Below are 19,985 nucleotides of genomic sequence, written 5' to 3'. Positions count from 1 at the left end.
GCACCGCCGGCCGCCGCGTCACCGGCCCGGGACCGGGCGGCGCCCGCGTCGGGCCCGGGCCCGGACGCCGTCTTCACCATGACGATGCCGCCCTCGCCGTGCGGTCCGCCGGGCACCGGCGCGTCCAGGCGCGCCGCCACCGCCGTGGCCGCCGAGGCCGCCACCGCGACCCGGTCGGCCAGCGCCGCGACCTCCCGGGCGAGCCCGTCGAGCCGCTCCAGCGCCCGCCCGTTGACGTCGGCCACGGTCTCCGCGCCGGTGGTGAACCCGCGCTGGGCGACCGCGAGGTCGCGCACCGCCTCCTCCACCCGCTCGCCCGCGCCGGCGAGTTCGGCGCCCACCCGGTCGGTGGCCAGCCGGACCAGCTCGGCCGCGTCGGCGACCTGCTTCCCGCCCCGGTGGACCAGGCTGTCGGTGGCCGCCGCGCCGTCCCGGACCGTCTCGGCGAGCCGGTCACCGCTGTCCCGCACCGCCCGGCCGACCCCGTCGACCGCCTTGCCGACCCCGTCGACCGCCTTCTCGACGCCGTCCACGGCCTGGCGCAGCGGGTCGACCGCCTCGCCCGCCTCGGCGAGCCGCCGCTCGGCCCCGGCGACCGAACGCTCGACGGCCAGCGCCGCCTCGCTCAGCTCCCGCTGGGTGTCGGCGGCCTGGCGGCCGAGCCGCTCCAGGGTCTCCGCCGCGCCGGTCAGCTCGGCCGCGAAACGCTGCGGCGTGGAGCGGCGGCGCTCGTTGAGCACCAGCTGGGCCCGGGTGAGCACCGGCGCCAGCTCCGCCAGCAGGTCCTCCGCCGCGCCCTCGGCCGCCGCCTCGCGCCGCTCGGCACCGGCCCGTCGCACGCCGTGCGCGACGGAGAGCGCCAGCAGCAGCGCGATGAACACGGTCGCGGACAGCGCGACGTCGCCGAAGGTGGCCCAGCCGGGCAGCCGGCCCTCGAAGCCGGTCTGCCAGAGCTGCAGGAACGGGCGCGCGGCCTGCCCGGCGTCCGCGCCGATCAGCTCGCGGTAGGCGCTACTGGCCTGCATCAGCCCGGCCCAGGTGACCAGCAGCGGGACGAACACCAGGGCGCCCAGGGCCACTTCGGTCCAGGCCCAGAACCTCGGCTCGGGGGCCGGGCGGACCGCGGCCCGCACGCTCTCCGGCCGGACGAAGCTGTGCACCAGATCGAGGTCGGCCCAGCCGTCGAGGTCACCGGCGCCGGAGAGCGCCAATCCCAGTTCCCTGAGCTCCTCCTGGCGCACCGCCAGACCGGGCCGGTCCGCCAGCACCCGCAGTTCGCCCCCGATCGCGTGGCGGTCCAGCAGTCGGCCTGAGGTCATGAGGGCTCCTTCGTACGCGCCGCCGCGGAGCCGGGGACGCCCGCGGCCGGTACGGCGCGGGCGGGGCCGCCCGTGCGGGCCTCCCCCCGTGGCCGGGATCCGGCCTCGCCGCTCCGCGCGGCAGCGTAGCGCAGAACCGGCCACCGGGAGCGGCGAGTTCGGAACGTCGCCGGTCAGGCGTACCGGGCGACCAACCGCTTGACCAGGGCCGGCAGGGCGGTGGAGATCGGCTCGCGGACGACCTCCTCGGCGGCCTCGTCGAACGGCGTCGGCTCGCCGTTCACGATGATCAGCCGGGAGCCGGTCCTCACCGCGTTGTACGGCAGCGCGGCCACCGGGAAGACCTGCAGACTGGTGCCGACGGCGATGAACAGGTGACAGGCCTTGCTGATCGTGTCCGCCTGCCGCAGCACGTCCGGATCCAACTGCTCGCCGAACATCACGGTGCGCGGCCGCAGGATCCCGCCGCACTCCCGGCACGCCGGATCCGGCTCCCCCGCCGCGACCCTCTCCAGGACCCCGCCCGTCGGCCCCACCGCCCGGCACTCCACGCACTGCACCTCCCGTGCGGTGCCGTGCAGTTCGAGCACCTTGCGGGGCGTCTGCCCGGCCCGCTGGTGCAGCCCGTCGACGTTCTGGGTGAGCACCCGCACCGGCAGCCCGGAGCGCTCCAGCCCGACCAGCGCCCGGTGTCCGGCGTTCGGCTCGGCCGCGAGCGCGCCCGTCTCGGCACGCATCCGCCAGGCCTGCCGGCGGACCTCGGGATCGGCCAGGTACGGGCCGATGGTGACCAGCCGCTGCGCGTCCGGGTCACGCTGCCAAAGCCCGTTCGGGCCGCGGTAGTCAGGGATGCCGGAGTCCGTGGAGATCCCGGCGCCGGTGAGGACGGCGATCAGCGGCCGCTTCGCGTTCATGCCCGGGACGGTACGGCCAACCCGCCCCACCCGCCACCGATAATCCCGCCACCCCGCAGGCCGGCCCCGGGAACGCCGAAGGGCCCGGAGACGAAATGTCTCCGGGCCCTTCGATGCAGTAGCGGGGACAGGATTTGAACCTGCGACCTCTGGGTTATGAGCCCAGCGAGCTACCGAGCTGCTCCACCCCGCGTCGGTGAACACCACTCTACGCGAACTCGACCGAGATCCCTAATCGGCTTCCCCCGGCCCCGGAACGCCTCAGTGCCCCGATCGACCGACCGAGGGGAATTCCCCCAATCACCAACGGACCAGCAGACCGACGAGTAGGTTGTTTGCCCGCGCTCAACCTGCCAAGGCGATCACAGCGGGGGCTGAATCAACATGGTCAACACGCCTTCCAGCGTGACCGGGCGGCCCTACCGGGCGGCCGGACCCGTCACCGATCACGGCCTCGACGACCGTGTCCCCTTCCTTGCCCGGCTTGACCACGCCGACCGGATCGCGCTGCTCGCCCTCGGACGCCGACTCCACTACCCCGTACGGTCCACCGTGCTGCGGGAGGGGGAACCCTCCGACCACGTCCTGATCGTCCTCCACGGGTGGCTGAAGGTCACGGCGGCCGCAGAGAACGGCTACGAGGCGCTGCTCGCGCTGCGCGGCCCCGGCGACATCATCGGCGAGTCCGCCGCCCTCAGCGGGCGGCCCCGGGCGGCGACCGTCACCGCCCTCGAACAGGTGGAGGCCACCGTGGTCGACCGGACGACCTTCACCGCCTACCTGAAGCGCGCTCCGATGGTGTCGATGCAGCTCCTGGCGCTCTCCACCGACCGGCTACGCGCGGCGGACCACCATCGGCTGAAGTTCGCCGCGCTCAGCGTGAGCGAACGGCTCAGCGACCTCCTCCTCGAACTGGCCCGCACCCACGGGCGGCGCACCGAGGAGGGCATCGTCATCTCCGTACCGCTCAGCCAGCAGGAGCTGGCCGGCTCGGTGGGCGCGTCCCGGGAAGCGGTCGCCCGGCTGCTCAAGTCGCTCCGGGACCGCGGCATCGTCGTCACCAGCCGGCGCTCGCTGGTCATCGCGCGCCCCGATCTGCTTCGACGCCCCGGCCGTATCTCCTGACCGTCCCGGGACATTCGCATCCGCCTTCTGTGCACACCGTCACAGAACGAGTGGGTCATCGGTGATCACACCCCTCGGTCCGGGTCCGGCACGCTGAGGCCCGATCACGAGCCGAGAGGTGACCCATGACCGAGCCGGTCAACCAGACCATCCTGCTGCTGGACATCGAGAAGTTCGGTACGCGGGACGACGTCGAGCAGGCCTTCATGCGCCGCATGCTCTACTCCGTCCTGCACGAGACGCTCCGCGGCACTGGTGTCGAACCCGCCGAGCAACGGCTGGAGGACCGGGGCGACTCGGTGATGGCCCTGATCAATCCCACGTACCCCAAGGCCAAACTGCTGCACGCCCTGATCACGGAAACGCCCTCGTTCCTGCACGCCAACAACCGCCTCGCCGCCCCCAGTGCGCGGGTGCGGCTGCGGATGGTGCTGGCCTCCGGCGAGGTAGCGGTCCAGGAACTCGGCGGCGCACTCGGCGGAGCGGTCGGCTGGGACCTCAACCAGGCCTTCCGGCTGCTCAACTCGGACGTCCTGAGGACCGCCCTGGCGCACCGCGACGAGCCCTGCGTGCTCAGCGTGTCCGACGCGGTGTACCAGGGAATCGTCCGCCACGGCCACCGCGGACTGCCGCCGGAGGCGTTCCACCCCATCACCGTGGCCGGCAAGGAGGGTGAGTTCACGGCCTGGCTGCACGGAGCACCCGCCCCCACCCGGCCCGCCCCCGCCCAGATCGCACCGGCTGACGACGGCAGCGGACACCCCCGAACCGAGGACCGCAGCTGCGCACCGACCGCCTTCCAGTTCCTCGGCGGCGCCCCCAGCTTCGGCGGCAGCCTGATCGCCGGCGACCAGCACATCGTCTCCGGCGGCCAGGTCAACGGCGACATCCACACCGGCAATACCTTCGGCGGCGGCCGATGACCACCGCCGCACCCGATCAGGAGGCCCCGAACCAGCCGACCGCCCAGCAACCCGGTCCTGAGCAGAAGCCCGCCGAGCCCGAGGCGGAGGCCCCGGAACCCCAGGAGGCCCCACCCGAACAACCGCAGAGCGCTTGGGAGGCGGCCCGGGAACTGCTCGAACACGTGCCGGAGACCTTCGCCAGCCAGGGCTACTTCTTCACCGGCGGAAGCCCCCGGTTCGGCGGCGACCTCATCGGCGGGGACCAGCACACCGTCTCGGGCGGACAGGTGCACGGCGATGTCGTCACCGGCCACAAGACGACGATCTACCAGATCGACTACGGCATCGGATCCGCCTTCGGCACCCCGCTCCACAGCTCCGGCGAGATCCCCGATGCCGAACTCGCCTCCCTGTCCGCGGTCTTCCAGGACGGGCCGGCCTTCGCCCAGGCCCTCGACCTGCTGCGCGAGCAGCGGGTCCTCATCCTCGCCGGCCGGGCCGACAGCGGGCGCCGCTCCGCCGCCCTGATGCTGCTGCACCGGCTGGGCGCCCGCCGGATCCGCAACCTCGACCCCGACGTCTCCCCCGCCGCCCTGCTCACCGGTGTCGAGCAGGCCGAAGGCTACCTGCTCGCCGACTACACGACCTCGCGTGCCCGACCGCTCCGCCGCCCCGACCTGGACCGGCTGCGCGAGACCCTGGCCAGACAGGGCGGTCACCTGGTCATCACCGCCGGCCGCTCCACCACCTTCCGCGACCTCCCCACCGTCGACTGGGAACCCCCCTCTCCCCGGGCCGTCCTCGCCGCCCACCTGCGCCGGCTGCTCACCGACCGGCCGACCGGCCGGATCGAGGAGCTGCTCACGCTGGAACCCGTCGAGGAGTTCCTCGCCAAGGCCCGTCCGGTCCGCGAGCTGGCCGAGTTCGCCGTCCCGCTGTCGGAGTGCTCGCCGGCGGCGGCCGAGCAGCCCGCCCTCTCCGAGTTCGGCCGGGGCGTCGTCCAGGAGCAGGTCGGCCGCTGGTTCGGCGACCCGGAACTCCCGCTCCGGGAGAAGGCGTTCCTACTCTCCCTGGCCGTCTTCGACCACGCCCCGTACGCGCTCACCGCCGAGCTCGCGGACCAGCTCTTCCGCCGGCTGGAGGCGATCGCCGCCCCCGGACGGAAGGAGGGCATCCCTCCGTTCGGCAACTCCATCGAGGAACGGCTGACGCTTGCCCGGGCCGAGCTGACCGAGGAGAGCGAGCAGACCCCGTGGGGCCCGGTGCCGCAACGGATGGCGTCCTTCGTCGATCCCCGCACTCCGCACACCCTGCTGCGCGAGACCTGGACCGGCCACCCTTCCGCCCGACCCGCGATCATCGCCTGGCTCAACACCCTGGCCACCGACTCCCGCGCCCTGGTGCGCACCCGGGTCGCCTCCACCGCGGCGCTGCTCGCCTCCGTCGACCTCTCCTCGGCGATGAGCCGGCTGCTCGGCCCCTGGTCCGAGTCGAAGGACTTCCGGCTCTGCCTCCAGGCGGCCAACAGCCTCGTCCTCGCCTACTACGCCGGTACCGCGGCCGTCCCCCGCATCCTGCGCGAGTGGGCCGACGACGACAACGCCCGCCGCCGTTGGAGCGCCATCCGGGGCTACGGCCTGCTCGGTCCGCTCCTGCCCGGCCAGGCCATGGACGCCATCGCCGTGGCCGCCGACCGGCTCACCCAGGACGAACTCGACGAACTCGCCGAGGAGTTCCGCCTCGGCGAGCAGGCCCGACCGGAGGAGCAGCACCCCGACGGGTACCAGGCACGGGGCCTGGTCGAGGCCGTCGAACTACTGCTGCTGTCCGCGGAGGGTGCGCAGGTCCTGGCCACGCTGATGCGCTGGCTCTCCGGCCCGCCCCAGCTCCGCCGCCTCGCCCTGGCCACCTTCCTGAGCGCCGCCCGGCGGACCGAGGACACGTCGACGGCCACCGACCGCCCCCTGCTGCTCGGCTGGTACACCGAGAGCCCGCGGCCGGCGCAAGGAGACGTCGTCGCGGTCACCGTCGTGGCCGCCCCAGAGGACCCTCCGTCCGTCCGGATCCTGCTGACCACACTGTGGCGCGCCGCGCTGGCGGACCGGTCCTACGGCTCCGCCGCCCTGGACGTGCTGCGTGGTTGGTTGCTCGGGGCCGTGGACCAACCGGCCACCGAGACCGAACTGGCCGATCTGCTCACCGAGATCACCGTCACCGAGCGTGAACGCCAACGGCTCCACCACCTCCTGCGCACCATCCGCGACGGCGGGGCGCTCACCGACGCCGTCCCCGTCGCGGACGTCGGATCCGACTCCACCGCCGTCGACCGGCTGCTGCTCAAGCTCGGCCCGCACTGACTCCCACCGATCCAGGAGCACCCGCACATGCCGGAACCACATCGCCTTGATTCCATCACCGGCCGCGGCGCTTCGCCGGCCGACCCCGTTCTCACCGTCCGTCCGCTCGGCAGATCGCTCGGCCTGTCCCGCAAGCCGACCGCTCGGGCCGACAGCGCGGTGGTTCTCACCTCCGCCTCGGGAGAGCACCAGGTCTTCCTCCCGCCGCACCGCCCGGGATTGAGCGACCTGATCGGCCGCGGCCAGCGGACCCTGTACGAGGTGGACCTCGGACCGCACCACCTGCGGATCGAGGAACGGTTGCCCGGCCAGGACGACGTCGGAGTCTTCGAGGCCTCCGTCGCGGTCGAGTGGCGCGTCGCGGCCGCCGATCTCGTCGTGGCCGGTCGGGTACGCGACGTCCCGGCGCTCATCGTGCCCCGCATCCAGCAGCGCATGCGGGCGGTCACCCGCGCGCTCCCCACCGACCACAGCGCCGAGGCCGAGCGGGCGGTCCAGCAGGCGCTGGACGACCGGCCCGTCGCCGCCGCCGAGGGCCTGCACGTCAGCTGCTCCGTGCAGCTCGAACTCGACCAGGCCGGCCGGACCCAGAAGGAGCTGTTGCGCAGCTACCACTTCGAACGCCAGGCCCATCCGTTCGCGCTCCGGCAGGTCCAGGAGGCGAACGAGGTCCTTGCCGCGAAGGCGAAGTTCTACCAGTACCACCTGGAACAGGGCGGAGTCACCGCCTGGGCCCTCCAGCTCGCCGACCACCCGGACGACCTGCCACGCGCGCTCGACTACCTGCGCGGGGAGCAGCAGGAGCTGGTCAAGAACCAGATCCGGCTGGTCGAACGGCTGCTCGACCAGAGCGTCCTGGAGCGGTTCCAGCTGGAGGACTCCTCACGGGCGGCGCTGGAGGCGATCACCACCATCCTGCGCCGCGATCACGGCACGGCCGGCACACCGGAACTCGGTACCGGCCCGACCCCGCCCGCCTCGATCTGACCTGGGAGCCAACCGTGTCCGTCCCTCACGCACCCGACCCGGCTCCGCTGCCGACCCGCGGTCAGGCCCTGCTCGCCGAACTTCGCACCGAGATAGCCCGCGCCGACAGCAAGGCCGCCGTCCTGGTAGCCGCTGTCGGAGTGATCGGCGGGGTCCTCGGCGGTCTGTTCTCCAGCGGCGACCCGGCACCGGAACAGTTCTCCGGCACCGCCCGGACCCTGCTGTCGGTGGGTGGCCTCGGCATCGCCGTCTCGCTGCTGTCCCTCCTGTTCGCCGTTCTGCCCCGCTACCAACGCAGTCTTTGGCGGCCGGGCCGCCCGCTCGGCTACTTCGCCGACATCCGGCGGGCGGCCGAGCAGGGGTTGCTCACCGACGCCCTGGCCGACACCGAGGAACTCGCCGACGAGGCCATCCGCACCGCGCTGGCGGAGAACAGCCGGATCGCCGCGCGGAAGCACGCCTGGATCAGGATCGGCATCCTCGCCTTCGGCATCGGACTGCTCCCACTGGTCACCGCCCTGTTCATGGGCTGACCGGATTCCGCTCGCCCACCCGACGCCGTGAGCGCGGTGTCCCGTCCCGAGGACCACCCATGACCGAACCGACCTACCCCGAGGCCGCTCCCCCGCCGTACCCGGCCGGCCCGGAGATGCCGCCCCGGTACCCCACCGCCCCGCGGTACCCGGCGAGCGCGCCGGCTGCCGGAATCCCCGCCCAGCAGTCGGCACCACCGCAGGTGGTGACCGGGTGCGCCCCGCCGCCCACCGCCCTGGACCCCACCACCGACATCGACCCGCACACCGGCAGGATCCACCTGGCCCGCCGCCAGCGCGGTGCCGATGCCACCACGATCGGCCAGCTGGTCCTCCAGCTCCCGCATCTCCTGTGCAGCCTCATGCTGCTAGGCATGCTCGCGGTCCTGTGCCTGCCGCCGACGGCGGGCCTCCTGCTCGTCCTGCTCTGGATCGCCTCTGGAGCACTGGTCTTCCACCGCCCGACAGAGCGGCTGCTCGCGCGCTACCTCTTCCGTCTCCGAACGCCACTGCGTAGCGAACTCGACCGGCTGGAGCCGGTCTGGCACCAGGTGACCGCCAAGGCCGGGGTGGACGCCCGCACCTACGACCTGTGGATCGAGGAAGGCAGGAGCGTCAACGCCACGGCGGCGGCCGGTCACATCGTCGCGGTGACCCGCTACGCGCTTGAAGCGCTGCCACCCGCCCAGCTCGCCGGCGTGCTGGCACACGAGCTGGGCCACCACCGCGGCGGACACTCCTGGGCGGTCCTGCTCGGCTACTGGTACTCGCTGCCCGCGAGGGCGGGCTGGGTGGTGTTCCGCGTCGTGGCGGCCACGCTGTTCCGCGTCGCCTCGGTCATCTCCGCGTACGGCGGCCTCGTGGTGGCGCTCGCCGCGGGGGCGCTGGCGCTGTCCGTCGCCCTCGCCTTCCCGCCCTTGCTCGCCGTCCTGGTCACGCCCTACCTGATCGCCGCCGTCGGCCGCCGTGCGGAGCTTCGGGCCGATCGGCAGGCCGCCGAACTCGGTTTCGCCGAGGCGATGATCGAGGTCTTCTACGGGTTCATGAAGGACGAGGAGGAAGCGCTCGCCCTGGAGGAGCGAAAGGCCGGCGGCAGGCCGGTCCGGCCGAGCCTCGGCGAGCGCCTGCTCTCCTCCCACCCCGACATCCACACCCGGATCCGCCGTCTGGAGGACTGGCGCGACGCGGCCGCGACCGCCGACCGGTAGGGCCCCCGGGAACGGGNNNNGTGGCCGCCCTGCGGGCGGGGACCGTCAGACTCAGCCGGTGTACGGGCCGTAGTCGTAGTCGTCCAGCGGGACCGCCTGGCCGGAGCCGGCGCCGAAGGGCGACAGGTCGTAGTCGTCGTAGCCGACGGCCGAGTACATGGCGGCCTTGGCCTCCTCGGTCGGCTCGACCCGGATGTTGCGGTAGCGGGGCAGACCCGTACCGGCCGGGATGAGCTTACCGAGGATGACGTTCTCCTTGAGGCCCAGCAGCGGGTCCGACTTGGCGTGGATCGCCGCGTCGGTGAGGACCCGGGTCGTCTCCTGGAAGGAGGCGGCCGACAGCCAGGACTCGGTGGCCAGCGAGGCCTTGGTGATACCCATCAGCTGCGGACGGCCGGAGGCGGGGTGGCCGCCCTCGGAGACCACGCGACGGTTCTCCTGCTCGAAGCGGCCGCGCTCGACGAGCTCGCCCGGGAGCAGCTCGGCGTCGCCCGACTCGATGATCGTCACGCGGCGGAGCATCTGCCGGATGATGATCTCGATGTGCTTGTCGTGGATCGACACGCCCTGCGAGTTGTAGACCTTCTGGACCTCGGCGACCAGGTGGATCTGGACGGCGCGCTGGCCCATGATGCGCAGGACGTCGTGCGGGTTGGTGGCACCCATGGTCAGCTTCTGGCCGACCTCGACCGCCTCGCCCTCGCTCACCAGGAGCTTGACACGCTTGGAGACCGGGTAGGCGATCTCGTCGGTGCCGTCGTCCGGGGTGACGACCAGCTTGCGGGTCTTCTCGGTGTCCTCGATGCGGACCCGGCCCTGGGCCTCCGAGATCGGGGCCACACCCTTGGGGGTACGGGCCTCGAAGAGCTCGACGACACGCGGCAGACCCTGGGTGATGTCGTCACCGGCCACACCACCGGTGTGGAAGGTACGCATGGTCAGCTGGGTGCCGGGCTCACCGATGGACTGGGCGGCGATGATGCCGACCGCCTCACCGATGTCGACCAGCTTGCCGGTGGCCAGCGAACGGCCGTAGCAGAAGGCACAGGTGCCGACGGCCGACTCACAGGTCAGGATCGAGCGGGTCTTGACCTCGCTGATGCCGTGGCGGATCAGCTCGTCGATCAGCACGTCGCCGAGGTCGGTGTTGGCGGTGGCCAGCAGCTTGCCGTCGACGGTGATGTCCTCGGCGAGCATGCGGGCGTAGACGCTGGTCTCGACGTCGTCGGCCTTGCGCAGCACGCCGTCGGCGCCCACGGAGCCGATCGCCAGCTTCAGGCCGCGCTCGGTGCCGCAGTCCTCCTCGCGGATGATGACGTCCTGCGAGACGTCGACCAGACGACGGGTGAGGTAGCCGGAGTCGGCGGTACGGAGGGCGGTGTCCGCGAGACCCTTACGGGCACCGTGGGTGGAGATGAAGTACTCCAGCACGGAGAGACCCTCACGGAACGACGCCTTGATGGGCCGCGGGATGGTCTCGTTCTTCGCGTTGGACACCAGACCACGCATACCGGCGATCTGGCGCATCTGCATCATGTTTCCACGCGCGCCCGAGTCGACCATCATGAAGATCGGGTTGGTCTTCGGGAAGTTCGCGGCCATGGCGTCCGCGACCTCGTTGGTCGCCTGGGTCCAGATGCCGACGAGCTCCTGCTTGCGCTCGTCGTTGGTGATCAGACCGCGCTCGTACTGCTTCTGGACCTTCTCCGCCTTCGCCTCGAAGCCCTCCAGGATCTGGGGCTTGCTCGGCGGGACGATGACGTCCGAGATCGAGACGGTGACACCCGAACGGGTCGACCAGTGGAAGCCGGCCGCCTTCAGGTTGTCCAGGGTCGCCGCGACGGTGACCTTGGGGTAGCGCTCGGCCAGGTCGTTGACGATCGCGGAGAGCTGCTTCTTGCCCACCTCGTAGTCGACGAACGGGTAGTCCTCGGGCAGCAGCTCGTTGAAGAGCGCGCGGCCCAGGGTGGTCTTCAGGCGGAACGACTCGCCCTCGAACCAGGACGACTGGCCGTCCTCGTCCACCGGCGGGGTCCAGCCGCGGGGCGGGACGGTGCCGATGGGCAGCCGCAGCTCGATCGGGGCCTGGACGTCCAGCTCGCGGGCGTCGAAGGCCATGATCGCCTCGGCGGTCGACGAGAAGGTGCGGCCGGCGCCCTTCACGTTGTCGCGGTCCGAGGTCAGGAAGAACAGACCGAGCACCATGTCCTGGGTCGGCATGGTGACGGGGCGGCCGTCGGCCGGCTTCAGGATGTTGTTCGAGGACAGCATCAGGATGCGGGCCTCGGCCTGCGCCTCCGCGGAGAGCGGCAGGTGGACGGCCATCTGGTCACCGTCGAAGTCCGCGTTGAACGCGGTGCAGACGAGCGGGTGGATCTGGATGGCCTTGCCCTCGACCAGCTGCGGCTCGAAGGCCTGGATGCCGAGGCGGTGCAGGGTGGGCGCACGGTTCAGCAGCACCGGGTGCTCGGCGATGACCTCTTCGAGGACGTCCCACACGACCGGGCGGGCGCGCTCGACCATGCGCTTGGCCGACTTGATGTTCTGCGCGTGGTTCAGGTCGACCAGGCGCTTCATCACGAACGGCTTGAAGAGCTCCAGCGCCATGGCCTTGGGCAGACCGCACTGGTGCAGCTTGAGCTGCGGGCCGACGACGATGACCGAACGGGCCGAGTAGTCGACGCGCTTGCCGAGCAGGTTCTGGCGGAAACGACCCTGCTTGCCCTTCAGCATGTCGCTGAGGGACTTCAGCGGGCGGTTGCCCGGGCCGGTGACCGGACGGCCGCGGCGGCCGTTGTCGAACAGCGCGTCGACGGCCTCCTGGAGCATGCGCTTCTCGTTGTTCACGATGATCTCGGGCGCGCCGAGGTCGAGCAGCCGCTTCAGGCGGTTGTTGCGGTTGATGACACGGCGGTACAGGTCGTTCAGGTCGGAGGTCGCGAAGCGGCCACCGTCCAGCTGCACCATCGGACGCAGGTCCGGCGGGATGACCGGGACGCAGTCCAGCACCATGCCGTTGGGCTTGTTGGTGGTCTGCAGGAACGCGGAGACGACCTTGAGGCGCTTGAGCGCACGGGTCTTCTTCTGGCCCTTGCCGGTGCGGATGATCTCGCGCAGGCGCTCGGACTCCTCCGCCAGGTCGAAGGTCTCAAGGCGGTCCTTGAGGGCCGCCGCGCCCATCGAGCCGGAGAAGTAGGTGCCGAAGCGGTCGCGCAGCTCGCGGTAGAGCAGCTCGTCGCCCTCAAGGTCCTGGACCTTGAGGTTCTTGAAGCGGGCCCACACCTCGTCGAGGCGGTCGAGCTCGCGCTGCGCGCGGTCGCGCAGCTGCTTCATCTCGCGCTCGGCGCCCTCGCGCACCTTGCGGCGCACGTCGGCCTTGGCGCCCTCGGCCTCCAGCTCGGCCAGGTCGGTCTCGGCCTTCTTGGCACGCGCCTCGAGGTCGGAGTCGCGGCGGTTCTCGATCTGCTGGCGCTCGACCGAGACGTGCGCCTCCAGGGACGGCAGGTCGCGCTGGCGGCGCTCGTCGTCGACCCAGGTGATCATGTAGGCGGCGAAGTAGATGACCTTCTCAAGGTCCTTCGGCGCCAGGTCGAGCAGGTAGCCGAGGCGGGACGGCACACCCTTGAAGTACCAGATGTGGGTGACCGGGGCGGCCAGCTCGATGTGGCCCATCCGCTCACGGCGCACCTTGGCGCGGGTCACCTCGACGCCGCAGCGCTCGCAGATGATGCCCTTGAAGCGGACGCGCTTGTACTTACCGCAGTAGCACTCCCAGTCCCGGGTGGGGCCGAAGATCTTCTCGCAGAAGAGGCCGTCCTTTTCGGGCTTCAGAGTGCGGTAGTTGATGGTCTCCGGCTTCTTGACCTCGCCGTGCGACCACTGGCGGATGTCGTCGGCGGTGGCCAGGCCGATGCGGAGCTCGTCGAAGAAGTTGACGTCAAGCACTGGTCGTCAAGCCCTCTTTCGTAAGTCGAGAGTCGTTCGTGTGGTCTGAGGGGGGCCTGGGGGCGGGCCGGCCCGGCCGGTTCAGATGCTTCTGACCGGGCCGGCCCAACCTCCGTCAGACCTCTTCGACGCTGCTCGGCTCGCGCCGGGACAGGTCGATGCCGAGCTCCTCGGCGGCGCGGAAGACGTCCTCGTCGGAGTCCCGCATCTCGATGGACTGGCCGTCCGAGGACAGCACCTCCACGTTGAGGCAGAGCGACTGCATTTCCTTGATGAGGACCTTGAAGGACTCGGGAATGCCGGGCTCGGGGATGTTCTCGCCCTTGACGATGGCCTCGTAGACCTTCACGCGGCCGAGAACGTCGTCGGACTTGATGGTGAGCAGCTCCTGCAGCGCGTACGCGGCGCCGTATGCCTCAAGGGCCCACACCTCCATCTCACCGAAGCGCTGACCACCGAACTGCGCCTTACCACCGAGCGGCTGCTGGGTGATCATCGAGTACGGGCCGGTCGAGCGGGCGTGCAGCTTGTCGTCGACCAGGTGGTGCAGCTTGAGGATGTACATGTAGCCGACCGACACGGGCATCGGGAACGGCTCGCCGGAGCGGCCGTCGAACAGCCGCGCCTTACCGGTGGAGTTCACCAGGCGCTCACCGTCACGGGTGAGGGTGGTGTGGTCCAGCAGACCGGTGATCTCGTCCTCGCGGGCGCCGTCGAACACCGGGGTGGCGAGGTTGGTGCCGCCCTCGACCTTGTCGGCGCCGATCGCCTGGAGGCGCTTGGCCCACTCGTCGGCGAGGCCGGAGACGTCCCAGCCCTGCTTGGAGAGCCAGCCGAGGTGGATCTCCAGGACCTGTCCCGGGTTCATTCGGGACGGGACGCCCAGCGGGTTGAGGATGATGTCGACCGGGGTGCCGTCCTCCAGGAACGGCATGTCCTCGACCGGCAGGATCTTGGAGATGACGCCCTTGTTGCCGTGACGGCCGGCGAGCTTGTCACCGTTGGTGATCTTGCGCTTCTGGGCCACGTAGACGCGGACCAGCTGGTTGACACCCGGGGGGAGCTCGTCGCCCTCCTCGCGGTCGAACACGCGCACGCCGATGACCTTGCCGGACTCACCGTGCGGGACCTTCAGCGAGGTGTCGCGGACCTCACGGGCCTTCTCGCCGAAGATCGCGCGGAGCAGGCGCTCCTCGGGGGTCAGCTCGGTCTCACCCTTCGGGGTGACCTTGCCGACCAGGATGTCGCCGGTGACGACGTCGGCGCCGATGCGGATGATGCCGCGCTCGTCGAGGTCCGCGAGGACCTCCTCGGAGACGTTCGGGATGTCCCGGGTGATCTCCTCGGGGCCGAGCTTGGTGTCACGGGCGTCGACCTCGTGCTCCTCGATGTGGATCGAGGAGAGGACGTCGTCCTGCACGAGGCGCTGCGACAGGATGATCGCGTCCTCGTAGTTGTGGCCCTCCCACGACATGAACGCCACGAGCAGGTTCTTGCCGAGGGCCATCTCGCCCTCGTCGGTGCACGGGCCGTCGGCCAGCACCTGGTTGACCTCCACCCGGGTGCCCTCGTCCACGAGCACCTTCTGGTTGAAGGCGGTGCCCTGGTTCGAGCGGGTGAACTTGGCGGCGCGGTACGTGGTGTACGTGCCGTCGTCGTTGGCCACGGTGACGTAGTCGGCCGAGACCTCCTGGACGACACCCGGCTTCTCGGCGGTGATGACGTCCGCGGCGTCGACGGCGCAGCGGTACTCCATGCCGGTGCCGACCAGCGGGGCCTCGCTCTTCAGCAGCGGCACCGCCTGGCGCATCATGTTGGAGCCCATGAGCGCGCGGTTGGCGTCGTCGTGCTCGAGGAACGGGATCATGGCGGTCGCGACCGACACCATCTGGCGCGGCGAGACGTCCATGTAGTCGATCTCGGTGCCGGGGATGTAGTCGATCTCGCCACCACGGCGGCGGACCAGGACGCGCGGCTCGGCGAAGGTCAGCTCCGCCGTCAGCGGGGCGTTGGCCTGCGCGATGACGTAGCGGTCCTCCTCGTCGGCGGTGAGGTAGTCGACCTGCTCGGTGACGACACCCTCGATGACCTTGCGGTACGGGGTCTCGATGAAACCGAACGCGTTGACCCGGCCGTACGAGGCCAGCGACCCGATCAGACCGATGTTCGGGCCTTCGGGGGTCTCGATCGGACACATGCGGCCGTAGTGCGAGGGGTGCACGTCACGGACCTCGAAGCCGGCGCGCTCACGGGAGAGACCGCCGGGGCCGAGGGCGGACAGACGGCGCTTGTGGGTCAGGCCCGACAGCGGGTTCGTCTGGTCCATGAACTGCGACAGCTGGCTGGTGCCGAAGAACTCCTTGATGGAGGCGACGACCGGCCGGATGTTGATCAGGGTCTGCGGCGTGATCGCCTCGACGTCCTGGGTGGTCATGCGCTCGCGCACGACGCGCTCCATACGGGCGAGACCCGTACGGACCTGGTTCTGGATGAGCTCGCCCACGTTGCGCAGGCGGCGGTTGCCGAAGTGGTCGATGTCGTCGACCTCGACCACGATGTCGCGGCCGGTCTCGTCACGCCAGTCGACCTCGCCGGCGTGCAGCTTGACCAGGTACTTGATCGCGTTGATGATGTCGGGCTCGGTGAGCACACCGGAGTCCAGCGACTCGGCGTTGCCGAGCTTGCGGTTCACCTTGTAGCGGCCGACCTTGGCGAGGTCGTAGCGCTTCGGGTTGAAGTACAGGTTCTCCAGCAGCGTCTGCGCGGCCTCACGCGTGGGCGGCTCGCCCGGGCGCAGCTTGCGGTAGATGTCCAGCAGCGCGTCGTCCTGGCCCTGGGTGTGGTCCTTCTCCAGGGTGGCGCGCATCGACTCGTACTCGCCGAACTCCTCGAGAATCATCTCGTTGGTCCAGCCGAGAGCCTTGAGCAGCACGGTGACGGACTGCTTGCGCTTGCGGTCGATGCGGACGCCGACCATGTCGCGCTTGTCGATCTCCATCTCCAGCCAGGCACCACGCGAGGGGATGACCTTGCAGGAGTAGATGTCCTTGTCGGACACCTTGTCCAGGGTGGAGTCGAAGTACACGCCCGGGGAGCGGACGAGCTGCGACACGACGACACGCTCGGTGCCGTTGATCACGAACGTGCCCTTGTGGGTCATGAGCGGGAAATCGCCCATGAAGACCGTCTGAGACTTGATCTCACCGGTCTCGTTGTTGGTGAACTCGGCCGTGACGAAGAGCGGGGCCGCGAACGTGAAGTCGCGGTCCTTGCACTCGTCAATGGAGTTCTTCGGCGGCTCGAAACGGTGGTCGCGGAAGGTCAGGGACATCGACCCGCTGAAGTCCTCGATCGGTGAGATCTCCTCGAAGATCTCCTCCAGACCGGACTTGGTGGGGACGTCCAGACCGTTCTCCAGCGCCTGCTCGACCCGGGTCTTCCAGGCCGCGTTGCCGAGCAGCCAGTCAAAGCTCTCGGTCTGCAGGGCCAGGAGGTTCGGGACCTCGAGGGGCTCCTTGATCTTCGCGAAGGAGACGCGGAGCGGGGCGGTGGATGCGGCGGAATTGTTCGAGGCGTTGCGCGGCGCGGCCAAGAGGGGGGTCCTTCCGAGGGCTCGGAGCTCACTACGCGCGTACCAGCCGGGCCTTCACGGGCTTGGTCCCGCCTCCCTCGCCACTGGCCTCCGCCGGGGTCGAAACCCCAGGTCAGAGCCGCTTTGCGGAGGTGGTGCCAGACCCCTTCGGGGCAACGCAAACTCCGGGCGACGAGTCACGGAGAAGCTAACAGGCAGCGCAAAGGGACAGTGTAGCCAATGGCGACACTGCTGTCCAGCTCTGATTCGGAGACCGAATCGGAGACTCCTCCCGGTAGCCGTCGGGCGCGAACGCCCGCCGGGTACTGCACTGGCCCGGACTCGCCGGGCCCACGACTCACGTGGAGTCACTTCCCTCCGGAGCCACCGGTTATGCATCCGGCGGCGGACCAACCGGGGCCGACTCGCGCCTTGAGAATCGCGCGCCGTGCCGGGTTCGTCAAGGGCCCGCCTCCGGTGCGGGCCTCGCCCTGTTCATCGCGCCGGGCCGCCCCGGCGTTACAGAAGCCGTGGTCGGGGCCTCACCCGATGACAGCGATCACCATACCCGCCCGCACCGACAGTGCCGAGTGAGCGTTCGGCCACACCGGTGTGTCCGGCCGCGGGGCGGCCTTACGGGGCTGGAGAACGCAAAAGGCCGGGCCGACCACCCGCAAGGGTGATCGGCCCGGCCCGCGGCCCCCTCAGAGGGGGCGGGGAGTCACTTGACGGTGACCTTGGCGCCGGCGGCCTCGAGGGCGGCCTTGGCCTTCTCGGCAACGTCCTTGGCAACCTTCTCCAGGACCTTGGCACCGGCGGTGTCAACGAGGTCCTTGGCCTCCTTCAGGCCGAGGGAGGTCAGGGTGCGCACCTCCTTGATGACCTGGATCTTCTTGTCGCCGGCACCCTCGAGGATGACGTCGAACTCGTCCTGCTCCTCGACAGCGGCCTCGGCGCCCGGGGCACCCGGGGCGGCGGCGACGGCGACCGGCGCGGCGGCGGTGACGTCGAACTTCTCCTCGAAGGCCTTCACGAACGCGGCCAGCTCGATGAGGGTGAGCTCCTCGAACTGCGCGAGCAGCTCGTCCTGGGACAGCTTCGCCATGATTGGCGTCCTTCCACTAAATCGGCAGGTGGTGCCGGATGTACGGATTGGCGGGCGTACGGGCCCGCAGCGAGGCAGGGCCTCGGCCGATTACTCGGCCGCGGTCTCCTCGGCGGCGGGAGCCGGCGTACCGGCACCGCCCTGCTCGACCTTGTCGCGCAGCGCGTCCACGGTGCGGACGAGCTTCGACGGCAGGGCCTGGAAGAGCGCGGCAGCCTGGGACTGCTTGGCCTTCAGGGCACCCGCCAGCTTGGCGAGCAGCACCTCGCGGGACTCGAGGTCCGCGAGCTTCTTGATCTCGTCGGCGGACAGCGCCTTGCCATCAAGGACACCGCCCTTGATGACGAGAGCGGGGTTCTCCTTGGCGAAGTCACGCAGAGCCTTCGCCGACTCCACCGGGTCACCGGTGACGAAGGCGACAGCCGTCGGACCGGCGAACAGGTCGTCGAGCTCCGTGATCCCGACCTCATTGGCCGCGATCTTGGTCAGCGTGTTCTTCACCACGGCGTACTGGGCGTTGTCACCCAGGGAGCGACGCAGGGTCTTGACCTGCTTCACCGTGAGACCGCGGTACTCGGTCAGCACGGCCGCGTTCGAGCCACGGAAAAGCTCCGTGATCTCGGCGACGGCAGCAGCCTTGTCGGGCCTAGCCATAGGCTTACGCCTCCTTCCGTGATGTCGAAGTCGGGCCGACCGCGAGAGTCGACCATTCGCGCCTCGGACCACCGGACGGAGGAAAGCCCCTGCGGAAAAGCAGATGAGCCCCGGTGCGCAGGCGCACGGGGCTCGGCGTGAACTCGACGGATCCACGTGCGGGGCACGCGACCCGGAGGTCAAAGCTCCAAACAATCCTGCGCGGGCTGTCCGCGCGCGAGGCGCGGATCCTTCGGTCGCGCGCTCCCTCGCGGGGGCACGGCGACAACCAGCGGTCTTTGGCTTCGGCAACAGTAACCGGACGCCGCCGTCCGGGGCAAATCGCCCCCGGCCCGCCTCCCGCCGCCCCCCGGCGAACGGTCTCCCGGCGACCGGTTCAGCGGGCCAGCGGGGAGACGCCGCGGGTGCCGGTGTCCACGGTGTCCGACTCCGCCGGGGCCTGCACCGAGAGCGGACCGCCGGGCTCGGTGTAGACCACCGAGTCGTCCAGCCGGCCGCCCTCCCCGGTGCCGGTGCGCTCCATCCGGACCAGCTGGTCCTTGTCGTTCAGCCAGAGGTCCAGGGTGAGCGAGGCCGAAGCGCCGGGGACCAGCGCCGTCCGCAGGCCCTCCCGGCGGGCCGGGCTGAGCTGGGTCTGCGCCGCCGCGTAGCGGGCCGCGTCGGTGGTCACCCGGTAGTGCTCGACCGTCGAGTCCTCGAACCTCTCCTCGCCCACGTACTGCGGGGTGATCCCGTCGGCGGTCGCGGCGGCCAGCGCCACCACCGGGTTGAGCAGGTCGATCAGCCCGGCGTACGGGGTCTCCCGGTGCCCGTCCGGCCCCTGCGGTCCGGCGAACCGCTCCCAGTGCCTGCCGCCCAGCCGGGCCGCGGCGGCCGCGTCACCGCCCTCGTAGGCCACCGTGTCCACGACGATCAGCTGCTCGGCGGCGGCCGGGGTGGAACGTTTGACCTGCAGCGCGGTCTTCGGCTGCCAGAACAGCGGCCCGGAGCCCGCGTCCGCGCCCAGCCGGTAGCTCACCTTGGCCCGGCGGGCGGTCTGCATGGCCAGCTGGGAGGAGAGCAGCACCCCGTGCGGGGAGCGGTCGGTCGGCTTGGCCGGCCAGGTCGGCGAGGCGCTGCTGGGCGTCGGCGTCGAGGGGTGCGCCGCGCTCGTCGAGGAGGACGGCTCCGGACCGGCGGCCGAACTGCACCCGGCCGCGAGCACCGCGATGGCGACCACCGCCGCCAGCCGCTGCCGCACCGCCATCCGCGCCTCCCCGTCCGAACACTCCGTCCCGCCCACCTTGCCACCCGGCCTCCTCCGACCCGGTGGCACCCCCCGCCACTCGGCCGCACGACCGTCGCGCGGCGCCTACGGAGTCG

Annotated in this window: 13 protein-coding genes and 1 tRNA gene; 6 read left to right on the top strand and 8 right to left on the bottom strand. The window is 70.8% G+C overall.

The features are described 5' to 3' along the window. The 3 genes from ABD308_RS31255 to ABD308_RS31245 form a co-directional block, all read right to left on the bottom strand. Positions 1–1,319: methyl-accepting chemotaxis protein (locus ABD308_RS31255; protein WP_344342502.1), on the bottom strand; the 1,319-nt coding region annotated here is incomplete at its 3' end. A gap of 173 nt (positions 1,320–1,492) precedes the next feature. Next, complete coding sequence (locus tag ABD308_RS31250) at positions 1,493–2,233, bottom strand: SIR2 family NAD-dependent protein deacylase (RefSeq protein ID WP_344342499.1); 741 nt, start codon at positions 2,231–2,233, stop codon at positions 1,493–1,495. A 119-nt stretch (positions 2,234–2,352) separates the two neighbouring features. Continuing rightward, positions 2,353–2,426: transfer RNA gene (locus tag ABD308_RS31245), tRNA-Met, on the bottom strand. A 212-nt stretch (positions 2,427–2,638) separates the two neighbouring features. Here ABD308_RS31245 and ABD308_RS31240 point away from each other — a divergent pair. The 6 genes from ABD308_RS31240 (at position 2,639) to ABD308_RS31215 (ending at position 9,348) form a co-directional block, all read left to right on the top strand. Next, positions 2,639–3,358: a Crp/Fnr family transcriptional regulator gene (locus ABD308_RS31240; RefSeq protein ID WP_344342497.1), complete on the top strand. Its 720-nt coding sequence runs from the start codon at positions 2,639–2,641 to the stop codon at positions 3,356–3,358. A gap of 125 nt (positions 3,359–3,483) precedes the next feature. Then, positions 3,484–4,281, top strand: a complete 798-nt coding sequence (locus tag ABD308_RS31235) for a hypothetical protein (RefSeq protein ID WP_344342494.1) — start codon at positions 3,484–3,486, stop codon at positions 4,279–4,281. Next, complete coding sequence (locus ABD308_RS31230) at positions 4,278–6,620, top strand: hypothetical protein (protein ID WP_344342491.1); 2,343 nt, start codon at positions 4,278–4,280, stop codon at positions 6,618–6,620. Before ABD308_RS31235 ends, ABD308_RS31230 begins: the two co-directional genes overlap by 4 nt. A 219-nt stretch (positions 6,621–6,839) precedes the next feature. Then, positions 6,840–7,607 carry a hypothetical protein gene (locus tag ABD308_RS31225; protein ID WP_344342488.1) on the top strand — a complete coding sequence of 256 codons (768 nt, stop codon included), beginning with the start codon at positions 6,840–6,842 and terminating at the stop codon, positions 7,605–7,607. A 14-nt stretch (positions 7,608–7,621) separates the two neighbouring features. Then, on the top strand, positions 7,622–8,140 hold the full coding sequence (locus ABD308_RS31220) for a Pycsar system effector family protein (RefSeq protein WP_344342484.1): 519 nt from the start codon (positions 7,622–7,624) through the stop codon (positions 8,138–8,140). Between the two features lie 59 nt (positions 8,141–8,199). After that, positions 8,200–9,348, top strand: coding sequence for a M48 family metalloprotease (locus ABD308_RS31215; RefSeq protein ID WP_344342481.1), 1,149 nt, complete (start codon positions 8,200–8,202; stop codon positions 9,346–9,348). Between the two features lie 51 nt (positions 9,349–9,399). Here ABD308_RS31215 and ABD308_RS31210 read toward each other — a convergent pair whose 3' ends face one another. The 5 genes from ABD308_RS31210 to ABD308_RS31190 all read right to left on the bottom strand — a co-directional run bounded on the left by ABD308_RS31210 (position 9,400) and on the right by ABD308_RS31190 (position 19,869). Continuing rightward, positions 9,400–13,293 carry a DNA-directed RNA polymerase subunit beta' gene (locus tag ABD308_RS31210; protein WP_344342477.1) on the bottom strand — a complete coding sequence of 1,298 codons (3,894 nt, stop codon included), beginning with the start codon at positions 13,291–13,293 and terminating at the stop codon, positions 9,400–9,402. A 115-nt stretch (positions 13,294–13,408) separates the two neighbouring features. Further along, positions 13,409–16,885 carry a DNA-directed RNA polymerase subunit beta gene (gene rpoB, locus ABD308_RS31205; RefSeq protein ID WP_344342473.1) on the bottom strand — a complete coding sequence of 1,159 codons (3,477 nt, stop codon included), beginning with the start codon at positions 16,883–16,885 and terminating at the stop codon, positions 13,409–13,411. 700 nt (positions 16,886–17,585) lie between these two features. Beyond that, positions 17,586–17,969 carry a 50S ribosomal protein L7/L12 gene (gene rplL, locus ABD308_RS31200; protein WP_344342470.1) on the bottom strand — a complete coding sequence of 128 codons (384 nt, stop codon included), beginning with the start codon at positions 17,967–17,969 and terminating at the stop codon, positions 17,586–17,588. Between the two features lie 90 nt (positions 17,970–18,059). Beyond that, on the bottom strand, positions 18,060–18,623 hold the full coding sequence (rplJ, locus tag ABD308_RS31195) for a 50S ribosomal protein L10 (RefSeq protein WP_344342466.1): 564 nt from the start codon (positions 18,621–18,623) through the stop codon (positions 18,060–18,062). A gap of 376 nt (positions 18,624–18,999) precedes the next feature. Then, positions 19,000–19,869 carry an SCO4651 family lipoprotein gene (locus ABD308_RS31190; protein WP_344342463.1) on the bottom strand — a complete coding sequence of 290 codons (870 nt, stop codon included), beginning with the start codon at positions 19,867–19,869 and terminating at the stop codon, positions 19,000–19,002. Positions 19,870–19,985: the final 116 nt, after the last annotated feature.

The organism is Kitasatospora putterlickiae (assembly GCF_039527695.1).
GTDB classification, from domain to species: Bacteria; Actinomycetota; Actinomycetes; order Streptomycetales; family Streptomycetaceae; genus Kitasatospora; species Kitasatospora putterlickiae.
This window is presented reverse-complemented; position numbering and strand designations above follow the sequence as displayed.

What these genes read in the sequence shown, in the direction of transcription:
- ABD308_RS31250 (WP_344342499.1), bottom strand. Translation starts at nt 2,233, where the DNA reads ATGAACGCGAAGCGGCCGCTGATCGCCGTCCTCACCGGCGCCGGGATC.
- ABD308_RS31235 (WP_344342494.1), top strand. Translation starts at nt 3,484, where the DNA reads ATGACCGAGCCGGTCAACCAGACCATCCTGCTGCTGGACATCGAGAAG.
- ABD308_RS31230 (WP_344342491.1), top strand. Translation starts at nt 4,278, where the DNA reads ATGACCACCGCCGCACCCGATCAGGAGGCCCCGAACCAGCCGACCGCC.
- ABD308_RS31215 (WP_344342481.1), top strand. Translation starts at nt 8,200, where the DNA reads ATGACCGAACCGACCTACCCCGAGGCCGCTCCCCCGCCGTACCCGGCC.
- rplL (WP_344342470.1), bottom strand. Translation starts at nt 17,969, where the DNA reads ATGGCGAAGCTGTCCCAGGACGAGCTGCTCGCGCAGTTCGAGGAGCTC.
- rplJ (WP_344342466.1), bottom strand. Translation starts at nt 18,623, where the DNA reads ATGGCTAGGCCCGACAAGGCTGCTGCCGTCGCCGAGATCACGGAGCTT.
- ABD308_RS31190 (WP_344342463.1), bottom strand. Translation starts at nt 19,869, where the DNA reads ATGGCGGTGCGGCAGCGGCTGGCGGCGGTGGTCGCCATCGCGGTGCTC.